Consider the following 26,318-nt stretch of genomic DNA (forward strand, 5'->3'; position numbering starts at 1 on the left):
GCTTATTTCTCCAACACTTTGATTACATTTATTTTATCAAGGTTAATCGGCTGCATTACATAACCAATTGCGCCAGGCTCTTGACTGACACGCTCAAGCATCTCTTCTTCACTTTGTAATTTAATCGGCTCCTCTCCTAATCCTGAATACACCAATTTGTTCCAAATACGATCCAATTGATATGGAAACATTCCGAGTACTTTAGTACTGAATACTTGATGGGTTTGATGTTGATTTGCAAGTACATACACTGTAATTGTTTGGTCGTTCGACCAAGTGGTTTGCCGCATCGAGAAAATTCTACGTATTTGTTCGACACTCAGATCTTTGGAGTCTACAGAAGGATTCACCACAACTTTTACCTCAGGTACCTGACTGCCAACCGAAAAAGCAACAAATAATAGGCAGCCCGAACAAATCAATAGTGCCAAGAAAAGATGTAGACGAGTTTGATTCAAAAACGAACTCCATTCTGGGGGTGAATTTTTATACTAAATGAGTTTAATAAAAAAGCTATTACTTATTAGAAATTAATTATTATTCATACTGTTATGAATACCTGAAGGTTGAGGTAATTTACCCTAAAACACTTATTCGATGGCTAAAGTCTGCTACAGTTGTGTTTGTTTTAAAAACTCTCATCTACATATATACAACATGACTAAGACTTTTAAGCCCAGTATTAAGCAAAATATTGTATTACTCGGTTATTCACTATTGTGGCTAATAATTATTCCATTCACTTTGGTTAACTTTAGTTATAAATTGATCAGGCGTAAACCTGGGTACACAAAAGCACGATTATCTCGATATGGTTTTACTCAAAATCAAAATAAGAAAATGGATGCGTTAGTAATCCATTGCGCCTCTGTAGGAGAGGTAGTGGCGATACAAGGTTTGGTTGAACACCTATTGCTCCAGTCTCCGCAACAACATATTACGATTACCACAAACACCACCACTGGTGCAGATAGAGTAAAATTGCTATTTTCAGACCGTGTTAGTCATGCTTATCTACCCTATGATTTCCCACTCTTCGTAAAGTTATTTCTAAAAACCAAACGCCCTTCTAAAGTATTAATTAATGAAATGGAATTGTGGCCAAATTTATGTCACCAATGTTGGAGTTCGCATATCCCAGTGATTGTTATTAATGGCCGAATGAGTGACAAATCAAAGCAAACTTATCAAAATTTTCCAGCGTTGTTTAAACCTATGTTTGCCAAAATAACCGCTATTTGTGCTCAGGGTCGCAGAGATTACCAGAATTACTTAGCTCTCGGAGTGCCCTCTCTAAAACTGACCTTAACCAATAACATCAAGTTTGACTTAAGTGTTTCTAACCAAGACATCGCGCTAAGCCAAACGATTAAAAGCAATTTTTCTTTAGAGCAGCGTCTTATACTCGTAGCCGGAAGTACCCACGAACCCGAAGAACAAATTTTAGTGGATGCTTATTTGACATTGGCAAAAGTGTACCCACAGTTACTGCTAATTATTGTCCCTCGTCACCCACAGCGTTTTGACAAGGTTCATCAACTATTACAAAAACAGAATATAGAAACGGTATTGATGAGCGAATCTCAGCCATGTCAATCCAGTACTCAAGTACTATTATGCGACCAAATGGGCAAATTACGCTCTATCTATGCTTTAGCTGATATTAGTTTTGTAGGTGGAAGTTTAGCGGAAAGAGGTGGGCATAATGCGTTGGAGCCGGCTGCTGTAGGCGTGCCTATTTTAATGGGCCAATCTACATACAACAACCCTGCTATCTGCCAAGCTTTGGCGGAAAGCGGAGCCTTATTGTATGTATCCGATGCGCAACAAATTGAATCGGCATGTAATACTTGGCTCAGCGATCCAGAACAAAGGAAAAGTGCGGGAGCTGCCGCTAAGCAAGTGTTAACCAATAATAGTGGCGCCCTAGAAAAAACACTGACTGTACTCGCCAGCTAATTATTCTATGGCACTGCTTTATTGTAAATTACGGAAAAACTCGATTAATCGAGTTGCTTCGTCTTCAACACGATAATGGTTCTCTACTCGCTTTCGCCCCTCTATGCCCATTTGTTCTAATTTTTGTGGATCAGACAATAACATGTCCATTTTTTGGGTAACGGCTTGCTGGTCATTCACAGGTACAATGTACCCATCAACTTCTGGACGTACTATTTCTTCCCAAGCACCGGCTTGTGTCGCTAACACTGCTGCACCACTGCTCATGGCCTCCAATACAGTTAGCCCAAAGCCCTCGTTATCACTTAAAGCAGCGACCAAAGACAAAGCACTGAAAATTTTAGGTATATCTTCAAATGGCAACTCACCTGTAAAAGTGATTCTATCCGATAGTTTTGCTTTTGCAGCTTTACTTTTTAGTTGTTCTACAAACTCTTTATTACTCGAAGAAATGGCTCCCACCACAACACAGTGGTAGTCAGGATATTTGTCAAACAATTCAAGACAGGCTTCTACTAACAGATGAACACCTTTCTGTTTTCTGACTCGGCCTAAAATACCAATTCCATACTTTCCCCCATATCCTAACTCTGCCCATGCCTGCGGTTTATCTTTGGCGGGTAAATAATCACTCACTTGCACACCGTGGGGGTTAACTAAATCAGGTGGATCACATAGAAACCCTGCTGACCTTTTACTGACGGCAATAACGGCATCCATTTTTCTCGTTAACCACACGGTTGAAGCGGAACGTTTACGCTGCGCAGCAGAACTAAATACCAACTTAATTTTCGCTCTAAACAAGTATTTTAGCAGTATGCCTTGAATCATTTCATCTACACGACGGGCGTGGAATACTCGCCATTTACCATTTTTAAGGGGCGACCGACACATTTTTGCGGTTTCCCAAAAACTAATCGCTAAGCTAGGGTCAGGCAAAAAATGGGGCCCCATAATACGTAGATTGACCATGTTTTTTTGATAGGACATGACTTGCAACATAGTGGAGGTCACACCTGAAAAGTTTGAATTGGAATTTCCAATAATTAATTCAACTTCATGTGACGATGATTCACTAGAAACCTGCTTTTTCATAGGTGGGGATTACTCTATTTGTTGGGATATAAAGGTCTATCTGAGTCTGCACTTAACTATGTATTACGTATACAATGCACATATTACTACGGACACAAAATTGTAACATGGCTATTATCCAGCAAAAAACTATTAACTCACATGTGATGCTATTCGATAAAGAACACTTCCCTAAACTTTCCCCAAAGATGTTTACTGGCCAATTTTGGCAAGCTCGAAATGCAATTACAGGTCAAGCTATAGGGCGCGGCACGACTTACTTTTTCAAGCACAACAAAAAAGAATACGTATTGCGCCATTATTGTCGAGGGGGACTAATTGGCAAAGTTCTGGATGACCAATATTTGTATACTGGACTAGAACAATCTCGCCCGTGGCAAGAGTTTAGGTTATTGCAACATATGCAATCCTTGGATTTGCCCTGCCCCACTCCCATTGCCGCCATTTTGCATAAGAATGGTTTCAGTTATCGAGCCGATATTATTTCGACAAAAATACCTAAGGCTCAAGATTTACATCACATTTTGTTAAATACTCAATTGAGCGCAGATATTTGGAAAAAAATTGGACGCACAATTGCAGAATTTCATAACAATCAAATTTATCACCATGACCTTAATATCCATAACATTATGTTAGATGATGGCTATGAAACTTATCTTATCGACTTTGATAAATGCGAGGTAAAACAAGGTAATAAGTGGAAGAGTTCAAATATGAATCGACTAAAACGCTCCTTTGAAAAAGAACAAGGTTTGAGCAATATTCGTTGGCAAATAGCAGACTGGAAATCGCTAATCAGTGCTTATAACCAAGCGATTTCTCGCTGAATCAAAAAATTAGCTTTGGCACACTCAGGTAACATCGAGATAACTTCAACATTCCAATATTTACCGCCATCAAAGATGATTTCAGTAAGACTTCGTCAGCGGCTTTTATAATCTTTAACTAACCGATATCATACGGCTTTATGCTAAGTGAAATTAGTCTTAGCTGTAGTTTTCTTAACAATAGGCGAGCAATGAGTAGAGTCATAACATTTGGTACATATGATGTGTTACACATCGGACACATAAAGTTACTCAAGCGTGCGAAGTCGCTAGGAAGTCATCTGATTGTAGGAGTCTCGTCTGATGAACTTAATCAAAATAAAAAAGGCCGAGGACCGATATATCCTTTAAAAAGTCGATTGGAAATCATTTCTTCACTTAGGTTTGTCGACGAAGTATTCGTTGAAGATTCGTTAGAGTTAAAGGCAGAGTATATTATTTCGAATAATGCCGATATTTTGGTTATGGGTGATGATTGGCAGGGTCGATTTGACCACTTAAACGAGTACTGTAAAGTCGTATATCTTCCAAGAACCCCTTCTATTTCTACTACTGAAGTAATTGAAATAATTAAGGAAACTAAGTGAAGCAATATTTATTCTATATCGCTCACAATTATTCCTTTGAAATACTACGGCCGCTGCAGCAAGAAATTCGTTTACGTGGAGATGAGGTTGCTTGGTTTGTCGAAGGAAACGAAATTGAAGTAGGTTACTTTCAACCTGATGAAAAAGTACTCGTAAATGTTGAACAAGTGGTGAAATACAATCCTAGAGCGGTATTTGTACCCGGCAATTTAGTTCCAGACTTTATCCCCGGCTTAAAAGTACAAGTTTTTCACGGCTTCGAGTGGAAGAAAAAAGGTCACTTTCGAGAGCGCGGTTGTTTTGATTTATATTGCACTCAAGGCCCTTTTTTCACACAACGTTTCGAAAAGATGCGCGCAGTGCACCCTCATTTCTCTGTAATAGAAACCGGCTGGCCAAAAACAGATACATTATTCAACGCAAAAGCATATGACTGGCCCAATAAACGCGATGTAAAAACAATACTATATGCTCCTACTTTTTCACCCGCTCTAAGCTCGGCAAGAGCTTTATTTTCTGAAATTTCTGAATTAAGTAAGACCCATAATGAATGGCAATGGATAATAAAATTTCATCCTAAAATGCCCAAGGATTTAGTTGAGCAATATCAAGGACTAACCAGCGAAAACGTACATGTCATAGAGACAGCTGCGCTCGCTCCTGTACTGCAAGCTGCGGATATTATCGTTTCTGATACATCATCAATTATTACCGAATTTGGTTTGCTTAATAAACCAATCGTCACATTCAAAAATAAAGAACCGGAGCCTCATTTATTAAATATATCCGAGGCAAAAGATTTATTCTCGACGATTGGAAAAGCCTTAAAGGCAGATTCATTGTTATTAGAGAAAATTCGATATAATACTAGTTTGATGCACCCTTATGTAGATGGGAATTCATCTACAAGAGTATTGGATGCGGCAGAAAAAATTATTCAAGCACCTCCTGCTGGTTTAAAACGTAAGCCTAGGAATTGGTTACGGAAGTTAAGAACACGCAAAAAATTGTGCTATTGGAAATTTTAATACGTAACATAATACAAATAAATTAGTAAAATATTACCTAATCGGGTTAGCCTAAATGAAACGAAGCAATAAAGCCTATTATGCATAGAAAAGCGATATATCCTGGTACGTTCGATCCTGTTACAAACGGACATGCCGACTTAATTGAACGCGCGGCCAAAATGTTTACCAATGTGATTGTGGGTGTAGCTTCTAATCCAAATAAGAAACCTTTGTTTAGCTTAGAAGAACGGGTTGAACTCATTAAACACGTAACCGCACATTTAGGTAATGTAGAGGTGATTGGTTTTAGGGGCTTACTTGCGGATTTTGCCGAGAGCCAAGGTGCCAGTGTTTTGGTTCGAGGGCTTCGAGCCGTTTCGGATTTCGAATATGAGTTTCAATTAGCCAATATGAATAGAAGACTCAACCCGGAACTCGAAAGTGTGTTTATGACACCATCCGAAGAAAACTCCTTTATTTCATCCACCTTAGTCAAAGAAGTTGCACTTCACAGAGGCCGTGTGAATGAGTTTTGTCATCCTGCGGTAATCGACGCATTACAACAAAAATTACACGATAAATAAGGGTGCCAATCCATTTATCTCAACGTTGACAGGTTTCACAATAAAATGTGTTACGTTGCCCAATGGTAACCGATTGAATAGGAGAGAGGCACGCATCGCAGTTCTCTCCTGCTCTACCGTAAACCAGCAATTGCTGTGCAAAGTAACCTGGGTTGCCATCTGCTTGCATAAAATCTTTCAAGGTAGTACCACCTTGCTCAATAGCACTAGCTAATACTTTTTTGATGATCTCAGCAAGTTGCATGTAGCGTTTTTTAGTCACTTTAGAGGCTGGTTTTCTAGGATCAATACCGGCAATGAACAACGACTCGTTTGCATAAATGTTGCCGACACCTACTACTACTTTATTGTCCATAATAAATTTTTTCACTGCTACCGATTTGCCACGGGACAATTCAAACAATCTGTCACCATCAAAATTATCGGTTAGTGGTTCAGGACCAAGAGCAGACAATAAGCTGAGCTGTGGCTCATCACAACCTTGCCATAAACAGCTACCGAATCTTCTAGCGTCGTTAAACCGTAAACACTTACCATTTTGCATCACTATGTCTAAATGATCATGTTTTTTCAGTTCGGTATGTTTGTCCACAACACACAATTTTCCCGACATGCCTAAATGTAAAACAATACTGCCTTTAACGGTGTCTAGTAACAAATATTTTGCTCTTCGACGAATAGAGCTAATCACTAAACCTTCAGCTTGATGCACCTCTTCAGGAATGGGCCAACGTAATTGACGCTGTCGCACAATAATTTTCTGAATCGTTTGATTTTCTAGGTGAGGACTGATGCCCAAACGACTCACTTCTACTTCAGGTAATTCAGGCATGTTTTACTCTTGCGGGGTTAAGGATTGATAACTAGGACTGATTAGCTCATAGATTTGCTGGTTAATCTTGACCAGAGTCTGGTCCTGCTGTTGTTTAAAGTGGTATTCAGTAGGCAAGGCTTGCCCAGCAAACCATAGTTCTACCGCAGCGGTAGGGGAATGCCAACTATTGTGTTGCTCAATCAAACTAATCTCTGCATTGACCCAATTTTCAATTAAGTTCGCAAGCATTTCATTTGTGTACTTTATTGTGTGCTCGCCAGAAATAGCGCGCCAACCTTGACCAATGCGCTCTACTTTGAGTTGTTCGAAAACCATAGTAGTAATTATTTTGTCACTAGGAACAAGATTACGGGTTGTGGAGGTTTCATCACTCCCACTATTTAGAAAATTACCACTGAAATTAAACAACATGATCAGTATTAACATACTGACTATGATGACATTGTTCCAAGCCCGCTGAGATAACTTACCCATCTAAGAATAACAACCAAATAATTGAGTATGGAGATTATGACATAAGGTGAGAAAGCAAAAAACCCGGCATAAGCCGGGTTCTTCAGGAGACAAAATTAGCGAATTTACTTGATTTTGGCTTCTTTAAACATAACGTGCTGGCGAATTTTAGGATCAAACTTTTTGATCTCCATTTTGCCAGGCATATTGCGTTTGTTTTTATCTGTAGTGTAATAAAAGCCTGTACCAGCACTAGACACTAATTTAATTTTATCGCGCATAATCTGATTCCTTAAACTTTAACACCGTTGGCACGCATATCAGACAATACTGTATCTATGCCTTTTTTATCAATAATACGCATACCTTTAACAGATAAACGCAACTTAACGAAACGGTTTTCACTTTCAACCCAAAAACGGTGGGATTGAAGGTTTGGCAAAAAACGACGACGAGTCGAATTTTTAGCGTGAGAACGGTTGTTACCTACCGCTGGACGCTTGCCTGTAACTTGACATACTTTGGCCATGGCCTTTGTCTCCAAACAATCTAAAAAAATTTAGCTCTGACTCACGTTTAATCGTAATCAATCTACGAGTCAGCTAACGCTATTAACAAGAGGGCGCATTTTATACAGCAAACTAGGAATGAGTTCAAGAATAATGTGTAGAAAAACAGCTCTTTTATAGCTTGTGGCCGTAAAAACCTATCAAAGCTGAGTTTTTCGCTCTAATGTTGGTTTTATAAGTGGTAGTGACTAAGCCTATAGTTTTTATTCTATGCCATGTAAGTCAAGAGCGATGTAAAGCTAAAGTAAACCTCTTTGCGCAAATGAGACTGCTATACCATCACCAATTACAAAATGGTCAAGTACCTTAATATCCATCAGATTGAAGGCATCTATGACCCGCTTGGTGATGCTTTTATCTGCCTGACTTGGTTCTGCTATGCCTGAAGGGTGATTATGGGCTAGGATGACCGCAGCAGCGTTATCGAGTAATGCTTGTTGTACTAAAACCCTAGGATAAACTGAAGCACTATCTATGGTGCCGTAAAACATGGGGCGATATTTTATCAATCGATGTTGACTGTCGAGTAGTAACATCGCAAATACTTCGTGGGGTTGATCTCGTAACTTAGCAATAAGATAGGCTTGTGTTTGTTCTACTGAGTTGAAGGCATCGCTCTTGTCTAAGGTTTCAGCCATAAAACGGTGACTCATTTCTAAACTGGCTTGTAGTTGTGCGAACTTCGCCTGACCCAAACCTTTAGTTTCACAAAAATCACGCTCAGAAGCACTTAACAGTCCCCGCAATCCACCAAATTTTGTAAGTGAGTTTCTTGCCAGATCAATAGCACTTAACCCTTTAATACCGGTACGTAGAAAAATTGCTAACAGCTCTGAATCCGATAGTGCGACAGCACCTTGCGATAAGAGTTTTTCTCGGGGACGCTCGTGTTTGGGCCAATCCGTGATCTTCATGCTTCCTTGCCTTAAATTGCTGGTGAAGGTGATTTACTTCAAAATAAGCCTAGCAAATAGAGTCAATTCCAGCCAATAATGTGTCTATCGAGCACAATGGAACAATATAAAAGAAGCAATGCAACTCGAAAACACTAATATTATTCTCGGCATTACAGGCGGTATCGCGGCATACAAAACCCCTGATTTAGTGCGCAAACTGGTCGCTAATGGCGCTAACGTGCGCGTGGTACTCACACAGTCAGCAAAAGAGTTTGTTAGCCCTTTAGCATTGCAAGCGGTATCTGGTAATCCTGTATCTGATGATTTATTAGATAAAGACGCTGAAGCCGCTATGGGACATATTGAACTAGCCCGTTGGGCAGATAAATTATTAGTTGCACCCGCCACGGCGAACTTTATGGCTAAACTCACTCATGGTTTAGCGGATGATTTATTATCTACTTTATGTCTGGCCACTAATGCTCCGATTGTTATTGCACCTGCCATGAATCAACAAATGTGGTTCGCTGCAGCAACCCAAGCCAATTTAAAACTACTGACGCAACGTAAGATACAGGTTTTAGGTCCGGCTCAAGGTGAACAAGCTTGTGGCGATGTAGGCCCTGGACGTATGCTTGAGCCTCTCGATATTGTAGATTTATTGACCCAAGAACCCACCGAACAAGTATTAGCCGGCAAACGTATAACGATAACCGCAGGTCCAACTCGAGAAGAAATCGATCCGGTACGTTATCTCTCTAATCATAGTTCTGGAAAGATGGGTTATGCATTGGCAATCGCTGCGCAAGAACTAGGGGCAACAGTGACCTTAATTAGTGGGCCTGTTAACTTAGCGCCACCACCGAAAATTCGAACAGTATCAGTCTCTAGCGCACAGCAGATGCATGATGCCGTAATGCAAACGACACACAATTGCGATATTTTTATCGGATGTGCCGCCGTAGCTGATTATCGAATACAACAAAAAACCTCTCAAAAGATCAAAAAGTCAGACAGTGAGTTAACACTTACTTTTGTTAAAAATCCTGATATTCTTAGTGATGTAGCACATTTGCAACATGCACCTTTTACTTTAGGATTTGCCGCAGAGACCCAGAATTTGCGGGAATATGCCTTAGGTAAGTTACAGCGTAAGAAGCTCAATATGATTGCTGCAAATGATGTATCCGATAATTCAATTGGTTTTAACAGTGAACAAAATGCATTAAGTGTATTTTGGTCAAAGGGTGAAAAAAAGTTGGATCTTGCCGATAAGCAGTTACTCGCTAGGCAGTTGATGCAACTGGTAGCCCAAAGATACACAGAAGACACAAACGCCACTATCGCCTAGGAACCCATAATGCCAGCTACAAAACGCCCTAATCGCCGTGCTCAAATTCTTCAAGCACTGGCTAGCATGTTACAAACCAGTCCAGGACAAAGGATCACTACAGCCAAGTTAGCGGCGCATGTAGGCGTATCTGAAGCCGCTTTATATCGTCACTTTCCAAGTAAAGCGCGAATGTTTGAAGGATTGATTGAATTTATTGAAGAAACCTTATTTTCGCGTATCAACAAGATAATAAATGAAGAAAAAGACACAGCCACACGCTGCCAGCTTATATTGCATCTTATTTTAGGTTTTGCCGAAAAAAATCCAGGGATCACACGTATTTTAAACGGCGATGCTTTGATGGGGGAACAAGACAGATTAAGAGAACGTATTTCGCAATTATTTGAACGTTTAGAAACCCAATTAAAACAAGTGTTACGGGAGCGTAAGTTACGTGAGGGGAAAACCCTACCCGCTGAAGAAGGTATTATTGCGAATATATTAATTTGTTTTGCTGATGGACGTATTAATCAATTTATTCGCAGTGAATTTACCAAAAGACCTACAGAAAACTTTAATGAACAATGGCAATTAATTAATAGACAATTTTTTGCTTAAATTGATACACGTTTAATATAAAAAAGCGGACTCAACTGAGTCCGCTTTTTGGATTATTACACTCTACTTTGAAAAGTTTTCACCGAAAAAGTCACCTTCATTCCAACTAGAGCGTTGAGCTTGGTTGGCCAGTGTCATGCCTATGTGGTAATTAACCTCAGCAAATTTAGTCGCAGCTTTCCAGTTAAACGCTTGGCTAAAATCATCCCCAGGCTTATGATAATTTGTTTTAAGGAAATTGCTAAATTGTTTACCGCCGTCAACTTCAGGGTCTGCCGATTTAAAACCAGGCACTAAAAACACCGCAGGAATACCCTGTTTTACAAAGCTATAATGGTCAGAACGTGTAAACAAGGCTTGTTCAGGCATAGGGTCCGGACTTAACTCTAATCCAATTTTTTCAGCGGCTTTTGCCACCGAGCTTTTCATATCACTGTGGTCAGCACCAAATGCGATGACGTCTGCAAATTCGTAGATCAGTATTGGCATATCAAGATTCACGTTAGCAACCATTGACCCCATTGGAACGGTAGGATTTTTAGCATAATAGTCTGAACCCAATAACCCTTTTTCTTCTCCCGTTACGGCAACAAACAAAATAGAACGCTTAGGACGCTCCTCAAGCAAACTGAATAATCGCGCAGTTTCCAGCAGTACAGAAGTTCCGGTGGCATTATCCATAGCGCCATTATTAATCTTGTCTTTTTTTACTGTCTTCGCAAAACCAATATGATCTGAATGTGCCGAGTACACTACATATTCATTCTTAAGCTTTGGATCTGAGCCTTCTAGGATTGCTGCTACATTAGGACTAGAGATAAGCTTATGAGTACTAGTAGACTCAAGTTGGATTTCAAGTGGTATATCAAAACCTTTAGGCGACTCATCTTTTTCAAGCATCGAATAGATTTGCTCTAAATTTTGTTCAGCATCGGCAAACACTAATTCTGCCGCTTCTTGACTAAAATATGCTGAACCTTTAATTTGCGGATACACGCCAGAAGGCATGCCAGCTTGATCTAACCAACGCACAGATGGAGTATGCAAATAATTCAATAAGTTTTGATATGGCCGCACTTTTTCTGCGGTAGGTGTGCTGATAGTGACAAATCCAATAGCTCCGTTTTCGGATGCGTGGCGAAGCTTTTCACGGCTTGAACCAAAGTGTGCCCCCTCTTCACTTGGAAAAGACTTAGGTTTTCCCGATAAGGCCACAACAACTTTGCCCTTCACATCCATATCTTGATAATCATTATGCTGCAATTCAGGGGCAATAATACCGTAACCAACAAACACTAGCTTGCCGGCCATCTGTGTTAACTCTTGCTGTGGATTAGGAGCCGTCAGAAATTGTTTAGGGTAACTTAATGACATTTCACCCTGTGAACCCTTTAATGACAACTGAATGGAAGATTGTTCAATATTCGCTTGAACAAAATTCACCCTCTGCATATATGTGCCATTGTCCCCAGCTGGCTTTAAACCGTATTTTTCAAACTCAGCAGCAATATAAAGAGAAGCAATTTCATGCCCTCGTGCACCTGTGTCTCTTCCTTCCAATAAATCATCGGATAAAAATCTGAGATGAGATTTCATCCGGGATGCATCCGCAGACACTTCAGGTGTTTGCTGTACCCCTTCAGACTGACACCCAACTATGAGTACAGCCGCCAAAATAGCACCTAAGCCAAGACGTAATTTCATTATGGTCTCCCTAATATTATTTTAGTTATTGTAATTATTTCGCAGGCCAGATTAAGCGAGATGTAGGCCAACTACAACCTTGACAGATAATTTAACTGGGCTACCCTGTGAAGAACAACTATTCTGCCAATTACCCGTTAAACTGCGATGCCACGAAAAGCCCAATACAACGTTGATGATGTGTTAAGCCAAGCAATTGATGTATTTTTAGAACATGGCTATCACGGTGCCATTATGGATGAAATTATTGCTAGAACCGACTTCAATAGAAGAGGCTTTTATATCGAATTTGGCAGCAAACAAACGTTTCTTTACATGGTATTAAAACACTATCAAACAGCTCATCTAAACAAACTAGTTAAACATTTAGAATCTAACCAAGGCCTTGATTCTATTAACGCATTTTTTACAGACTACGTAGAGCACATCAAAGGCAAAGGATGTTTATTAATCAATTGTATTACTGAGTTGGGTTTTGATGACCAAAAAGTACAAGAAATTGGCCGCCACTATCTTGATCGATTACAGATAGATTTTATTGGGTGTTTAGAAAAAGCCCAAAGTTTGGGCCAAGTACATTCGCATATAAATATAGAGTCAACCGCACTGCAACTAACCAGCTATGTTCAAGGTTTCGCTGTTAATGCCATTTTGGCTGGTGATACTGATGAATTACAATTAGCCACTCAAGCATTATTGGGTCCCCTTGCGGTAACCCGTTAATCTAGAGGTTTCCTTTTCTAATTAAAGGCTTTGTAAAATAAAAGCCTCTTAATATACGTAAAAACATTTACCCTATCAAAACGCCATTCGATAAAAATTTCTCATACTTGCTGTTATTAACCTTGCTATTGTTGAGGCTACCTCCATTGATAGGGAGTTGAAACATCCTATTGAGAGCCCTATTTAGAAAAGGGTAAAATCGCTTAATATATTGAGTAGTAAATATGACCAGTAAAAAACATTTGTTTCGTATCCAATTTATCGCTAACGGCGAGCGCTATGAACTTTATGTACGTGAAGTATGCCAAGGAAGTATGTTTGGATTTGTTGAAATTGGAGACTTTGTTTGGGACACCCATACTAGTTTGGTGTTAGACCCTAGCCATGAAAAGCTTAAAGATGAATTTGCCGATGTCACGCGCACCTACATACCTATGCATAGTGTATTGCGAATAGATGAAGTAAAAAAGCAAGGCACTTCAAAAATCACCACGCTTTCGGATAAGGTGACCGCTTTCCCTACACCTATTTATACCCCGAAAAACACACCTAATTAGTGCTCAATTAGCCGAACACTATCAGTATTCAATACGCTAGGTTCAATCAGGGTCGTCAACACTTTTGAACCTAGAATCGATTGAAAATCTATCTTCAAGTTCAGTTATTTTATGAGGTTTCCTTTAGCAAAATCTTAAATTCATGCTCAGTAACCGGCATCACTGACAAGCGACCTCCTTTTTTAACTAGACCAATTTCACTTATATTGGCCATCTGCTTGATAGTTTTAAGTGGCAATAATGTCTCAAACTTTTGTTTGAACTTAATATCTACCATGTACCAACGTGGATTATCTTGTGTAGACTTAGGATCGAAATATTGAGTTTCTGGATTGAACTGAGTGTGATCAGGATAACCTTCTTTCACTACCTCAGCCAAGCCAACAATTCCCACATCCTTGCAACTAGAGTGATAGATAAAAACCTGATCACCAAGCTTAATTTGGTCTCGCAAAAAGTTGCGCGCTTGATAGTTACGAATACCATCCCAATGTTCAGTTTGATTTGGCATCTTGGCTAAATCATCGATACTGAAAGCATCGGGTTCGGTTTTAAACAACCAATATTGCATTATCTTTCCTCATGAATCCCTGCAAAACCATATAGTTTAAAACATTCACTTGCAAGCAAGATAACCATCCCACTGAGACCATGCTAACCAGGAACTTTGATTAACTTATTAAACAAAGTGCTATCACTAAGTACCGCCAATTTCTCCAATTTGGTCATCCAGCTTAACGCTTCATGTGGATGGGTAGCATCATTAATTTTATATTTTGCAATGATACTATCTGTATTGGGCTCACCTCTGGTTGGCTTAGGCGGATTACATAACAAACTAAAGTGATTATGTTGGTAGCTATGCTTTTCAATTAAAGATTCAATACTCACATCTTGTAGATAGTCTTTAAGTTGAGCTGCAAATTTATCGCGCTGAGTAATGATATTTAGGCTAATAACCTCTTCAGGGATATTCAAAATACCGAGGAAACGCAAAACTTTTGCGATACTTTTGCTGCCACTCATTGCAGATAATGGAATAGCAAAGGTCAATCCAATTAGAGTAGGAGACAACCAAACCAATAAAGTGGGAGAGTAATGATAAAGCAGTACAGTCATGGCAATGCCAATCGCAGTATGCCAAAAATGCAGCCTAAACAATTGCAACCAAGGAGTGCCATTGTGCAGCCTTTGTTGTGTATTCCATCCTGAATCTCGGCCACGAAATATATCGAAAATATGCTGACTATGGATCAACATAAAAATGGGGGCATAAAGTACAGAAAAGAAAATCTCAACTACGGCCCCCAAAATCAAACGAATAACGCCTAATGGTTTTCTCAAAGAACTTTGAAAAAATGCCCGAATTAAGCCTAATACTTTGGGTAAAAGTAAAATTCCCATGGTAAAGACAAATAATGCCACCATACGTTCAGAATCGAAGACTGGCCATTGCGGAAACAATGAAGGTTGATCGGAGAAATATTCGATATTCACGTAATGGATCTGAACAGCCATTACTATTCCAATGAGTATCAAAGCAAACCAAATGGGTGATGCCATATATCCCATTACACCAGTCAACATATGAAACCTATTAGGCCAACGCAAACCTTTTGCTTTAAGCACTGCAAGGTGTTGAATGTTTCCTTGCGCCCAGCGCCTATCGCGAGTGGCAACATCAGATAAACTAGGAGGGCTTTCTTCCCACGATCCTTTAAGAGCCGGTAACATTCGCACTGCCCAACCCGCTCTTCTCATAAGTGCGGCCTCAACAAAATCATGGGATAAAATATCCCCTTTAAATGGTTTGACCCCGCCTATAGTGGGTAACCCTGCCGACTCTGCAAACGCATTGACTCTTATAATGGCATTATGCCCCCAATAATTGCCATCATTGCCTTGCCAAGCAGTGATACCATGGGCAACTATGGGGCCATACACAGTACCGGCAAATTGTTGAAGCCTAGCAAATAAGGTATCACCTCTATATAAAGAAGGTAAGGTTTGAATAATGCCCGCATTATCATCACTTGCCATTTCTTGCATAAGTACTTTCAAAGTATTAGCCGACAGCAAACTGTCGGCATCAAGCACTAACATATAGTCATATCGTGCGCCCCAACGACTCACAAACTCGTGCACATTCCCTGCTTTCTTGGCCTTGTTGTTGTGTCTGCGCCGATACCACACATTAATTTCACCAGACAAAGCATCTTTGAGTTGCTTTACTGCGGCAGTTTCCTTAACCCAAACATCTGGGTCATTGGAATCTGAAATAATGAATATTTCAAACTGCTGAGCAAGGTTATTAGCGATCAATTCTTTGCCCATACTATAAAGAGCGGCGCAGGTTTCACTAGGCTCTTCATTGTATACCGGCATAAGTAGCACTGTTTTTTTATGGGTTATATCTGTCAAAGCAGAATTAACTCTTTGCCGTGCAAAAATAAACCCAGCAAATGATGCGCTAGCTGCCAAGGCAATCCATACAAAAGTCAGACAAAACAACCCAACCATTATCCACTGCATGGTAGTCACCGTGCCTTGGGACACAATGAGTACCATTTGGTAGGTAGCATAGGTTGTTAACGCCAATGCTCCGCCAAAAGTAATGACTCTCGCAAAAAACTGAGTCCAACCTTGTTGCGCATGTTTTACCTGAGGTTTTTTTGTAAAATCTTGAGCTGGCATGTGAAGAGGTGACTCAGAGGGCACTCCCAAGTTTTCAAAAGCTATTTGGTCCATCGGTATAGCCATGTTTCACCCCATTGTTTATCATTTTGAGACAACGATACTCGAAGTTCCGCTACGCTTTCTGCACCTGGCTCAAACTTAGCGACCACACGAAGATGGTTAGTTTCAGGAATAATCTGACTTGTTACGCCGACAATTTGTCCCGAGCTAGTAATCGCATTAATACTTAAATCAGATGGAATAGACTGCCCTGCATATTCAATTACAAATTCTCGAGCTGTTTCAGAACCCAAAGATTTCCCAGCCGCGGTTGTGACAATTTTACCTTCGATATTTTTTACAGGCGCATCATTGCCCCAAGATATTTTATAGCTAAACTCTCGCGGTTGGCCGGCTTTTAGTATTTGATTTGGTTGCCAAAAAGCTACAATGTTATCGTGAATTTCTGCTTTAGTTGGAATTTCTACTAACTCAACATGCCCCGCCCCCCAGTCATTTATGGGTGTAATCCAAGCTGACGGACGTTTATGATAATGCGCTTCCATATCGTTGAAATCATTGAAATTTCTGGAGCGTTGCATTAATCCGAAACCTTTAATCGCATCATCCTCAAAGGCTGAGACCTGTAATCTTTTGGGGTTAGCTAAAGGTCGCCAAATTTTCTCATTATTGGCTTTTATCATTAACAAACCATCTGAATCATGGACGGCGGGCCTAAAATCATCAAAACGAGAACGGTTCATGCCGTTAAACAAAAACATTGAAGTTAAGGGGGCAATACCAAATGATTCGATGTCTCTTCTTGGATACAGGGTGCTATTAACCAGTATTTCTGTATTTTGCTGTGGCTTCACTGTGAATGTAAACGCCCCAGTTAACGATTCACTTTCCATCAACGCATGAATGATTAACTTGTCGTTGTTTTTATTTGGTCGCTCGAGCCAGAATTCTGTAAATACTGGAAACTCTTCCCCGGAAGGTTTAGCTGTATTTATTGCTAAGCCTCTTGCAGACAATCCGTACCAATTGGTCTGACCAACCGCTCTAAAGTAAGAGCCCCCCTGAAACACCAAAAACTCATCCCACTTATCTTGTGTATTAATAGGGTGAGTGACGCTAAAGCCCGAATAACCTTGCGCATCGGTATTTTTAAGCTCCTCTTGTTCAGAATCATAATTAAAGATCTTTGTTGTATAGAAAACTCGTCTTGCAACACCGTTTACGACTAAATTTAGCTTCACTGGGATTTTGAACAAAAAACCGGGATGTAATGGGTTTACTCGAAAATTTCTATTCTCTTTCGACCAAATAGTGGATCCTCTTTCAAGCTGTATCTTTTTGTAGTCATCATAGCTCATTTGACTGAGTGGATTGTCAGCTGAAATTTGTTTTACTTGATACTCTTTAGTGGCTAGTTCCATCGCTTTAGATTCAAGCCATTTTCTGTCAAAAGGCTCGGTTAATCTATCTTTGCGCTCTGGTTTACTGTCCGCTACTAATGGTTGCTGTGCCTTGGTTGCTGGCTGATACGGAATTAAACTAACACCTAACACTAGAGCAAAGATGTATTTCTTGTACAAAATGAAACTCCTTGTTAATTACCTACATAAAGGACCTCTGTATTACTGAAAAGTAAGCTCACATAACCTTATGAAAAACAAAGTTATGCGCAGAAGCAATTGGATAAAACAAGGTATTTGCAGCAATCAGGCCAAGTGAATATTATTTACCATTAATTGGATAGATAAACACTTGGCCTAAGAGTTTCTCAGGCTAGGTAAAAATGACGCAGCTGTTTCAAGTCGTTGATGTAATCATTCTTTGTAGTGACTATTTAAGGTATGCCAGCTATTCATTAATCAGCCAGTCTTGTAATAGCAGTTGTATATCTCTACCATCCACCAGCTTGAAGTTTTGAGGAGCCGCTGGTAAGCGGTTTCGTCCATCTTGTACCACTAAAAGCCCAGCAGGAAGACTCTCACCCAAAGGGTATGCAGTGATAGCTAATCCATCGGTTTCAGATGCACCATCTAATCCTAAGCTCAAGTTCATATCTATCTTAAAACTGCCAAGATATTGATTGTTTCTATCTAAAGCAAACACCCCATAACTATCGTTGCCTTGACTCGAAGCAAACAAAAAACGTTGTTCTTTGTAGCGATATAATCCCAAACCTTCGACATCAGCCACAAAAGTTTCATTGGTTTGAATTATGAGTCTACTTGCTTCCTCTATAGGTTCTGCAGAAACTTGCCACACCCCAACGGCTTCTTCGCCATAGTAGAGTTGTTGATTTTGATCGTCTACCACACAGCCCTCGGGTTGGCTTGGAGCATAGAACTCCCTGACTAGTTTACCTGAAATTTTTGCCGCATCTTGTTGCAATAAATACTGCTGAAAATGCCCGTCTGTACCATTGATAAATACGTAATACTGGTTTCCATTGGTATACATGCACAATCCATAAACGTCGTCGATATCCGTTTTGATATCGGAGATATGGGTCATGTAACCTGTATTCGGCTCTATTGAAAACACACTAATGGACTTTGAGCTGCGGTTGCTAGCGGTAGCGATGTCAAAACGCTTTCCTCCTAAAATCATGCCATAACGGATATCCACGTTATTCACCCGCCCCACATTCAGTTCTTGCAATAAGTTACCCTGTAGGTCGTATTGCATTAGGCCTTGTTTTTTATTGGTACCCAAGACTCGGCTTTGGGCGCTGTCATCAAAGTTAATCCAAATTGCGGGGTCATCGGCTGCGTCTCCGTATGCAGCCATAGGTGTACTTTGTGCGTACGCTTGCACGGCAGGCATTATTGGCTGAATAATTGATTGCGCTTTTTTAGAATAATGCAGCTGTGATGTGAAATACCTTGCTGTTTTATCATCAAATATACCTAATTTAAGCTGCTCATCATCTAACCTAGCCGTTACAGTTTCTAGCATATGAGTGCCTTCAAAATCTACAAACCTTGCTTGGTCATTGTTTTCAGGATCAACTAGCCAAACACCTTGCTGCTCTGGTGTGCTAACTAACAAGTCTCCTGATGCTAAGACTTCAATGTGACTCACTTCACTATTAATGGGCCCATGAGGTTGAGTTGCGATGACTAACTCACGGGAAAGCTCGGACTCGAGATCGGCAAAATAGCGCCAAACACCGATATTCTCTTCTGCTATATAGAGCGATTGTGTGTGATCATTTACTGCACAAGACTTGGTTTGTGGTGCGCCAATAAAAGTATGCGCAATCACATTGGTTAACGCCCGTTTCGAAGCATCTATCACAATTCGCTGCTCTACTTGCCCTAATGCGTCTGTGGTAAATAAGGATAAGTGTCCTTGAGGCATTTGGTACCAACATAGGCTTTCAGTTTGTGCACTAAAGTTGTTGAGTCGGGTTAGTTCTGACAATTGTAAATTTTGCCAATCTAGTTGAATAATCACGACTTGCCCTAGATTGCTATCTAAAGCGGCAATTAACCCAAAAGTTTGATTACCAATTTTGATATTGTCACGCCAATCAAGCAGTTCAATGTGACCGTCAATGTTACTCAGTTCGTTACCTTGTTGGTCCGTTAACAACACACCTGAGGATTCACTAGTAAGCAACCAATACTCGGTCTGTTGATGACGAATAGGCTTGGCTATTTTTCCCGCTACATTGCTATTGCTTTCTAGTGGTATTAAAGATAGAGAAACGGGATTTTCAGCTGAGTGATTGGGTGCTTGGCAAGCACTTAACAATGCCCAAAGCACACAACAAGAAACGATGTTTGATATTGGTTTCACGCTTAATCCTTATGAATACTATATTGATACAACACTTTATTTGCGCCAGAAATAAACTGCACTAATAACTCATTGGAGCTCACAGAAACGGATGCAATACCTGCAGTGGCTTCGGCAAAACGCGTAAATGATCGTTGTGCTACTTTCCTTAATTCTGAGCCTGCCCCTGAAACAAAGTGCTGAACTGTGGTGCCTTTAGGTTGGTTATGTTGCAAGTCATGCTCGTGACCAGCGAAATAAGCATCCACTTTGTTTTTTTCAAAGATGGGTTCAAGTACACCACGTATATCTGCGGTTTTACCGTAACGTTTACCACTTGTATACAAAGGATGATGACCCACAATAATTTTCCATTTTGCGTTAGATGACTGCAGTTTCTGCTCTATCCAAGCGAGTTGTTTTGCTCCATCTTGCTTTTGGGATTCAGCATATTTTGCTACATTTTTGTATCCAGGATTAAGGGGGCTAGTATCAATAAATAGAATCAATAATTCTTCTTGGTCAGCTAAAACAAAATTTTTGGCGTAATAATTATTAGGGAATTCCCAGCGACGGCTTAGGTTAGAGTATTCAATTTGAGCTTGCCAATTACCTCTATAATCGTGATTACCCAAAGTGGGGTACCAGTTCTCAAACAAATGGGGACCATGATAAATGTCTTCAAATGAGCTTTTCCAATACGGATCATCAACAGAAGCCACGCCGTTTGAATAAAAATTATCACCTGTAGTGGCAATAAACTCAGCATCAAGTTGCCACATAGCGACATCCATCATATCTGCAACAGTTTTTTGCTGATAGTGACCATTTCGGCCCCAATCTCCTATTACCAAAAAGTTGAGACTCTCTTCTGGCACAGATAGACCGTGAATTTGATGAGCCTGATAATAAGCTTGGTCGTGCACTGAGGTTGCATGGCTTACGGATGTACTGATACAAGCAATAACTAAAAGGAAATTGATTAATCGCACTTATGTTCTCCAAATAAATATACTCACGCGCCCGTTAGACGCGTGTTTGTTGCTACCAATTGTTGACGAACGCTGAATTACAATTTCCAGTTAAAACCCAACTCAAAGGTACGGCCATACTCTTCATATTGTGCGTTAACGCTGGGTCGATCGAAGTAGTTGTAGAAAGGCTCATCCGTTAGGTTAATGGCGTTAAAATACACATGCATATTAGGGTTAATAAAGTATTTACCCATAAAATCCATTTGCTGATGTTTGTCTTCCATTCTGAGTAGATCACCGTCTATTTCTTCGAGGTTTTCACTTTTGTAAGTCATAGTTAATCTGACACTAAAATCTTCACTTTCGTATCCTACGGTCAAGTTACCGATACGGTCAGACTGATTTGGCAAAGACGTTTCATAACGTTCGCCATCTAGCATAGTTATGGCTTCTGAACTAGAAAAGGTGCCATTCGCACTCAGCAATAAGCCGTTGTCGAAACCTTTTACCCAAGAGATTTCAAGACCTCTAACACTAGCGGATTCGCCATTAATGGGTTGCATAACTTCATCAAATCCTTCCCAATCGTCTGTTCCTGCAACATCGGTAATGATAACGAAGTTATCGATACTTTTATAAAAGTACCCTGCTGATAAGATCCCAATATCACCAGGATAGTATTCTAAAGCTAAGTCAAAGTTATCGGCTTCATAGGGGTCCAGTTCAGGATTACCGACTTCTGCTTCGCGCTCGGTGACAAATTCGCCATCGTCCTCTTCTGTTTTAGATTCAATGATTTGAAATGCAGCTGAATCTTCAAATTTGGGACGCGAAATGGTTTGGGTAAATGCTGCACGGCCTATGAACTTGTCGTTAAATTCATAACGTAGGTTGACACTAGGTAATAGATGCGAATAATTTTTATCGCGTTCCCATAATGTATTGACCACTTCTTCTATGTCGGTTTCTTCATTTTCGATGAGTTCCACTCGCATACCCGAAGTACTAAAGTCAGTATCTTCGTAGCGCAAACCTGCCACTATACGTAAATTTTGCAACTCTATTTTACCCATTAAATAAAGGGCTAAGATGTCTTCTTGGTTTACGTAAGAGGCACCGTTTGATTCAACTTCTGAATCAAGTTCCGCAATTTCGAAGTTGCTGCTTTGCTGGCCATAAAATTCACGCATAAAAGTCCGATCTAATCCCGGACCAAAATCACCCAACCCCCAATCAGGAGTAGATGAGGCAAAGATACTAGGGTCAATGTCGTCAAAGTCTCCGTCGAAGATTAAGATGTCGGCATTTGCAGATTTTTCTCGGCTACGATATTTCCCCCCAAACTTAAACTCGAGCTGATTCGACTGCCAATCAAAGTATCGAGTAAAATCCGCTTTGGCCATAGTCTCGGTGTCTTCTGCATAGTTTTTTTCAAAACTCACTTCATCTAATTCGTAATTACTTAAGTCCATCACAGAGGCAGCTTGGGCAACAACTGGAATTGGCCCCGCCATATCTGAATCGATGTCCATGCTTTCACCCACTAAGGTGTAATACAAAGCGTCTGGCTCATCTTCATCGGCTTTTGAGTAGCCCACTTGATATTCTACTAGCCAATTCTCAAGTTGGTGCTCACCACCTGCCGTTATAGACAAAATACTCTGTGTTTCTTCACGATCTTTACTGGCGCGCTCAATTTCAGAATCTTCACCGTCAAACACAAAGGTATTAGATAATCTAAATTCGTTATCAGCAAAACTGCTGTATAAAGTACGTACATAATACTGATTATCCATGTCTGGACGAAAATCTAAGTTTACAGCACCACCTATACGTTCACGTTCAATTGAGTAATAACGCTGTTCTACTTCATCATCACCATTTGATTCAACGTTGTCTGAGCCAAAACTACGGTCAAAGTAGGATAATGCAGCAGCTACCCCTACTGTGTCAGTTAACATAGTGGTTAAGCTGCCAGATACCTTAGGACTCGTTTCATCACGTAGTTGATTTTGACTAACTTGTACATTTAGACTTGCAGAGGTAGCGTTTTTATCAAAGGCGCTAAGACTTTTCACTTCAATTGAACCACCTATTGCGTCACCATCCATATCAGAGGTAACTGATTTTGATACCTCTAAGCTTTGAATAAGTTCTGAGGGAATAACATCAAGTGCAACAGAGCGTACTCCACCTTCAGGAGAAGGCACATTAACACCATTGATGGTGACATTATTCAAATTAGGATCGATGCCTCGAATACCCACAAAACGCCCTTCACCTTGATCTCTTTCAATAGACAAGCCCGGTAAACGCTGTAAAGCTTCTGCGGCATTTTGGTCTGCAAATTGTCCAATAGCATCAGCTGATACTATAGATTTAATACTATCAGACATTCTTTGTTGGTTAAGCGCACTCGCTTTACCTGCTCGTTGCCCGTATACAATGATACTTTCCAACGATGTATTGGCAGCAGCCAATACTACAGCTTGTTGTAAAGTTTGCCCTGCGCTGATTTCAATAGGTAGCTCAACTGTTGGAGCCCCTAAGTACTGAACCACTAAGGTATAGTGGCCTTCAGGTAAATTAGTAAATCGGAACGACCCATCACGACGAGATACCGCAGTTGCCCCTAGCTCTTTAATTTGAATATCAGCCCCAGCAAAATAACTGGTTTGGCTTTTATCCATTAATACGCCCTGTAATGCACCAACCTCTTGCCCTAGTGCAGATGTGCCGACTAATGCGGTTAAACAAGCTATGGCTAAAGTAGATTTAATCATTTTCATAGTAGTAGGTTCTCGTTGCTGTCATCTTTTTAGTAATCGTGTGGCGAGTCTGTAATCTTGCTCGGGCAAATACGCTAGTGAATTGGCATGACATATTTATGACGACACCTCTCATAAATGGCTAGATTAGGCTTAGTCACTACCGATTTAATACATTTTTGTAGTTGTATGAGCCAATTTGACCTCCTACTTAGGCCTTATGGAATAAGGAGTTGGGTGAATTTGTTATCAGTAAAAGCAAAAGGCCTTCATCTATCTGTCATTTAGCTGAGCCAAAATGACCCCGTTATACTTTTTTATAACGTCGTACTATTTTCAGTAAGAGGATTACCGATGAACTTATCTTTGCTGGCTCGTCATCCGACACTTTTTTCGGTGCTGTGCGGTTCTTTAGCCGTATCTTCCAGTTTAAGTATTGGTTTAGGACAGTTGAAAAACCTTTCTGATATATCTTGGTTGGATGTGCTGGGCGAAGGTAGTTTGGGATTACTTTCTATCGTTTGGGTGTTTTTTATACTCATTAGCCGCCCCCCAGGCAAAGTGACTTCAGCCTTGGTGATAGGATTATGCTGCTTTCTTTTTTCAGCTTCCCTCGATTTCTTTGACGAATTTATGGCTTACCAAGAGGTGGCCACAGGTTTAAGTATGTTTGAGTCAATTCCCGCGGCTATCGGCATGCTGATTATGAGTTATGCGCTATATCAATGGCATCAAGAGCAATTGGTGCTCAATCAACAATTACGTAACCGCGAACATGATTTACGCCAGCACGATCAGATTGACTTTATTACTAAGCTATATGGTGCGGATTATATGCGAGGTCAAATTCACAACAAGCTCGTAGCGCCTCCTCACTCTGACTGTTCTATCGTTATGTTAGACATTGACAACTTTGATCAATTTAATCGTCAGTTTGGCCATGCAGAAGGAGATAGATTACTCCGCCAGATATCCGAATTAATCATTATGAATTTACGTTCATCTGACTTAGCTTGTCGCTATGCTGGTGACCGATTTGTTCTACTGTTACCCAATACGGGTAAAACCTTAGCCTTGGAGTTAGCAGAACAAGTTCGTCAAGCGATTTTCCACTTAGCTTACAAACCGCATCAACATCCACAGGCAATATATCACAATTTAACCTTTGCAATTGACTCAGTGAGGCCGGGCGACACAACCGACAATATTATTAACCGAGTCAATCAAAGCTTAGATGCTTCTAAACAATTACTTTATCCAAGTGAAGCTGCATTATGAAAGTTTCTGCTACTTCATTTCTGTGCTTAGAAGATAAATACATACCAGCGCATCAGTTAGCTGCGAGTTTAGTGGATTATTCCGTGTCTCGAGGTGTCAACAAACACAAACTTTTACGTGGCACACGAATTTTCAGTGAAGACCTTAAGTCCGACAAAAAAATCAGCCTAGGTCAATTATTACAATTGCTCAGTAATGTCAGAACCCAAACACCTGGCTATGATTGTGCGTTCCAAATTGGTAGGCGTTTATTCCCTAGTAATTATGGTGCAGTATCTAATGCGTTACTACATAGTCGCGACTTTGCTCAAGCTCTAAAAATTCTCAATATATTACGCATGCAAATCTGCCCTTTCTTCGACGCCTCAAGTTATCAAACTAAACAACGACAATATTTGCTGATTAACCCAGCTTTGGGTTGTCATACACAGGTACAATTTTTATCCGAAATTTATTGCAGCGCTTTGATTTCTGCGACTAAGTTACTTTTTGGGCAACGCATTCCTATGTATTTTAGTTTCCCTTTCCAAAAGCCCAAATACATCCAAGAATACCAAGAAAACATTGGATATAGGTTATCGTTCTCACAACCCATGTTCAGTATTAGCTTTGAAAAAAAGTGGCTGACAACACCTTGCCTTCAAAGAAGTGACGGGTTGCGGAGTTATGCGATCAAACAAGCCCGTCTGCAAAACCTCCCTAAACAAGGATTTTTACAAGCCGTGCGTCATGAAATCACCAAACACAGGCAAGCCAGCTTAAATAACATTGCCTCACAATTTTCCATAAGCCCTGCCACCTTTAAACGTAAGTTAAAGTTACACAATACACATTTTAAACAATTGCAGGATGAACTAGGTAAACAGCAGGCCACTTACCTATTACAAATTCAACAGTTTAGTAATGAACAAAGCGCTCATCTTATGCAGTTTAACGACATCCCCAATTTTCGGCGCTCTGTCAAACGCTGGACAGGCCTCACTCCCAGTCAATTGAGGCTAGTTGAATAAAACCTATCGATAGCTGATTTATCACTAAAACTTGCATCTTTGAAGATCATAAATATACTGT

At 40.3% G+C, this 26,318-nt stretch carries 25 protein-coding genes; 11 read left to right on the forward strand and 14 right to left on the reverse strand.

All coding sequences use genetic code 11. The features are described 5' to 3' along the window. Positions 1-2 precede the first annotated feature (2 nt). Positions 3-458 carry a substrate-binding domain-containing protein gene (locus KO534_RS23190; protein ID WP_252732383.1) on the reverse strand — a complete coding sequence of 152 codons (456 nt, stop codon included), beginning with the start codon at positions 456-458 and terminating at the stop codon, positions 3-5. A 199-nt stretch (positions 459-657) separates the two neighbouring features. Here KO534_RS23190 and waaA point away from each other — a divergent pair, with 199 nt between their 5' ends. Further along, on the forward strand, positions 658-1,959 hold the full coding sequence (gene waaA, locus KO534_RS23195) for a lipid IV(A) 3-deoxy-D-manno-octulosonic acid transferase (protein WP_215933883.1): 1,302 nt from the start codon (positions 658-660) through the stop codon (positions 1,957-1,959). Positions 1,960-1,977: 18 nt separating this feature from the next. Here waaA and KO534_RS23200 read toward each other — a convergent pair whose 3' ends face one another. Beyond that, positions 1,978-3,054, reverse strand: a complete 1,077-nt coding sequence (locus tag KO534_RS23200) for a glycosyltransferase family 4 protein (RefSeq protein ID WP_215933885.1) — start codon at positions 3,052-3,054, stop codon at positions 1,978-1,980. Between the two features lie 107 nt (positions 3,055-3,161). On the opposite strand from KO534_RS23200, the gene KO534_RS23205 reads away from it, so the two are divergent. The 4 genes from KO534_RS23205 (at position 3,162) to coaD (ending at position 6,065) form a co-directional block, all read left to right on the forward strand. After that, positions 3,162-3,884 (forward strand): 3-deoxy-D-manno-octulosonic acid kinase, encoded by a 723-nt coding sequence (locus KO534_RS23205; protein WP_215933887.1) that lies wholly within the window; start codon positions 3,162-3,164, stop codon positions 3,882-3,884. A 191-nt stretch (positions 3,885-4,075) separates the two neighbouring features. After that, complete coding sequence (locus KO534_RS23210) at positions 4,076-4,471, forward strand: adenylyltransferase/cytidyltransferase family protein (protein ID WP_215933889.1); 396 nt, start codon at positions 4,076-4,078, stop codon at positions 4,469-4,471. Then, entirely contained in the window at positions 4,468-5,499 is a 1,032-nt protein-coding gene (locus tag KO534_RS23215; RefSeq protein ID WP_215933891.1) for a CDP-glycerol glycerophosphotransferase family protein, read from the forward strand. Before KO534_RS23210 ends, KO534_RS23215 begins: the two co-directional genes overlap by 4 nt. 80 nt (positions 5,500-5,579) lie before the next feature. After that, positions 5,580-6,065, forward strand: coding sequence for a pantetheine-phosphate adenylyltransferase (coaD, locus tag KO534_RS23220; protein WP_215933893.1), 486 nt, complete (start codon positions 5,580-5,582; stop codon positions 6,063-6,065). A gap of 19 nt (positions 6,066-6,084) precedes the next feature. On the opposite strand, the gene mutM is transcribed toward coaD, so the two are convergent. From mutM to radC, 5 genes are all read right to left on the reverse strand, one after another. Next, positions 6,085-6,897, reverse strand: a complete 813-nt coding sequence (gene mutM, locus KO534_RS23225; protein ID WP_215933895.1) for a bifunctional DNA-formamidopyrimidine glycosylase/DNA-(apurinic or apyrimidinic site) lyase — start codon at positions 6,895-6,897, stop codon at positions 6,085-6,087. Between the two features lie 3 nt (positions 6,898-6,900). After that, positions 6,901-7,374: a hypothetical protein gene (locus KO534_RS23230; RefSeq protein ID WP_215933897.1), complete on the reverse strand. Its 474-nt coding sequence runs from the start codon at positions 7,372-7,374 to the stop codon at positions 6,901-6,903. Between the two features lie 104 nt (positions 7,375-7,478). Next, the gene (rpmG, locus tag KO534_RS23235) at positions 7,479-7,634 is read right to left on the reverse strand and encodes a 50S ribosomal protein L33 (RefSeq protein WP_006008015.1); all 156 of its coding nucleotides are present in this window, start codon (positions 7,632-7,634) and stop codon (positions 7,479-7,481) included. An 11-nt stretch (positions 7,635-7,645) separates the two neighbouring features. Then, positions 7,646-7,882 (reverse strand): 50S ribosomal protein L28, encoded by a 237-nt coding sequence (gene rpmB / locus KO534_RS23240; RefSeq protein WP_007625404.1) that lies wholly within the window; start codon positions 7,880-7,882, stop codon positions 7,646-7,648. 279 nt (positions 7,883-8,161) lie between these two features. Continuing rightward, positions 8,162-8,836 carry a RadC family protein gene (gene radC, locus KO534_RS23245; RefSeq protein ID WP_215933899.1) on the reverse strand — a complete coding sequence of 225 codons (675 nt, stop codon included), beginning with the start codon at positions 8,834-8,836 and terminating at the stop codon, positions 8,162-8,164. 118 nt (positions 8,837-8,954) lie between these two features. Between radC and coaBC the strand changes: the two genes are divergently transcribed. Continuing rightward, positions 8,955-10,169 carry a bifunctional phosphopantothenoylcysteine decarboxylase/phosphopantothenate--cysteine ligase CoaBC gene (gene coaBC / locus KO534_RS23250; RefSeq protein WP_215933901.1) on the forward strand — a complete coding sequence of 405 codons (1,215 nt, stop codon included), beginning with the start codon at positions 8,955-8,957 and terminating at the stop codon, positions 10,167-10,169. Between the two features lie 9 nt (positions 10,170-10,178). Then, positions 10,179-10,769 (forward strand): nucleoid occlusion factor SlmA, encoded by a 591-nt coding sequence (gene slmA, locus KO534_RS23255; RefSeq protein WP_215933903.1) that lies wholly within the window; start codon positions 10,179-10,181, stop codon positions 10,767-10,769. Positions 10,770-10,832: 63 nt separating this feature from the next. On the opposite strand, the gene KO534_RS23260 is transcribed toward slmA, so the two are convergent. Next, positions 10,833-12,473 (reverse strand): M28 family metallopeptidase, encoded by a 1,641-nt coding sequence (locus KO534_RS23260; protein WP_215933905.1) that lies wholly within the window; start codon positions 12,471-12,473, stop codon positions 10,833-10,835. Positions 12,474-12,620: 147 nt separating this feature from the next. Between KO534_RS23260 and KO534_RS23265 the strand changes: the two genes are divergently transcribed. Further along, the gene (locus KO534_RS23265; RefSeq protein ID WP_215933907.1) at positions 12,621-13,196 is read left to right on the forward strand and encodes a TetR/AcrR family transcriptional regulator; all 576 of its coding nucleotides are present in this window, start codon (positions 12,621-12,623) and stop codon (positions 13,194-13,196) included. Positions 13,197-13,420: 224 nt separating this feature from the next. After that, entirely contained in the window at positions 13,421-13,753 is a 333-nt protein-coding gene (locus KO534_RS23270) for a DUF1820 family protein (RefSeq protein WP_215933909.1), read from the forward strand. 109 nt (positions 13,754-13,862) lie between these two features. Here the strand turns inward: KO534_RS23270 and KO534_RS23275 are convergent, their stop codons facing one another. The 6 genes from KO534_RS23275 to KO534_RS23300 all read right to left on the reverse strand — a co-directional run bounded on the left by KO534_RS23275 (position 13,863) and on the right by KO534_RS23300 (position 23,990). Continuing rightward, the gene (locus KO534_RS23275; RefSeq protein WP_215933911.1) at positions 13,863-14,324 is read right to left on the reverse strand and encodes an EVE domain-containing protein; all 462 of its coding nucleotides are present in this window, start codon (positions 14,322-14,324) and stop codon (positions 13,863-13,865) included. Positions 14,325-14,407: 83 nt separating this feature from the next. After that, positions 14,408-16,513, reverse strand: a complete 2,106-nt coding sequence (mdoH, locus tag KO534_RS23280) for a glucans biosynthesis glucosyltransferase MdoH (RefSeq protein WP_215933914.1) — start codon at positions 16,511-16,513, stop codon at positions 14,408-14,410. Beyond that, positions 16,489-18,030 carry a glucan biosynthesis protein gene (locus KO534_RS23285; protein WP_215933916.1) on the reverse strand — a complete coding sequence of 514 codons (1,542 nt, stop codon included), beginning with the start codon at positions 18,028-18,030 and terminating at the stop codon, positions 16,489-16,491. The genes mdoH and KO534_RS23285 overlap by 25 nt, the downstream gene beginning before the upstream one ends. A gap of 268 nt (positions 18,031-18,298) precedes the next feature. Then, a complete protein-coding gene (locus tag KO534_RS23290; protein WP_215933918.1) occupies positions 18,299-20,248 on the reverse strand; it encodes a phytase in 1,950 nt (649 codons plus the stop codon). A gap of 2 nt (positions 20,249-20,250) precedes the next feature. After that, on the reverse strand, positions 20,251-21,219 hold the full coding sequence (locus tag KO534_RS23295; protein WP_215933920.1) for a metallophosphoesterase: 969 nt from the start codon (positions 21,217-21,219) through the stop codon (positions 20,251-20,253). Between the two features lie 77 nt (positions 21,220-21,296). After that, positions 21,297-23,990: a TonB-dependent receptor gene (locus KO534_RS23300; RefSeq protein ID WP_215933922.1), complete on the reverse strand. Its 2,694-nt coding sequence runs from the start codon at positions 23,988-23,990 to the stop codon at positions 21,297-21,299. A gap of 333 nt (positions 23,991-24,323) precedes the next feature. Between KO534_RS23300 and KO534_RS23305 the strand changes: the two genes are divergently transcribed. Continuing rightward, entirely contained in the window at positions 24,324-25,247 is a 924-nt protein-coding gene (locus KO534_RS23305) for a GGDEF domain-containing protein (protein ID WP_215933924.1), read from the forward strand. Beyond that, positions 25,244-26,257, forward strand: a complete 1,014-nt coding sequence (locus KO534_RS23310; RefSeq protein WP_215933926.1) for an AraC family transcriptional regulator ligand-binding domain-containing protein — start codon at positions 25,244-25,246, stop codon at positions 26,255-26,257. Before KO534_RS23305 ends, KO534_RS23310 begins: the two co-directional genes overlap by 4 nt. Positions 26,258-26,318 lie beyond the last annotated feature (61 nt).

It is taken from the genome of Paraglaciecola arctica (genome assembly GCF_018861065.1).
Lineage (GTDB): Bacteria > Pseudomonadota > Gammaproteobacteria > Enterobacterales > Alteromonadaceae > Paraglaciecola > Paraglaciecola arctica_B.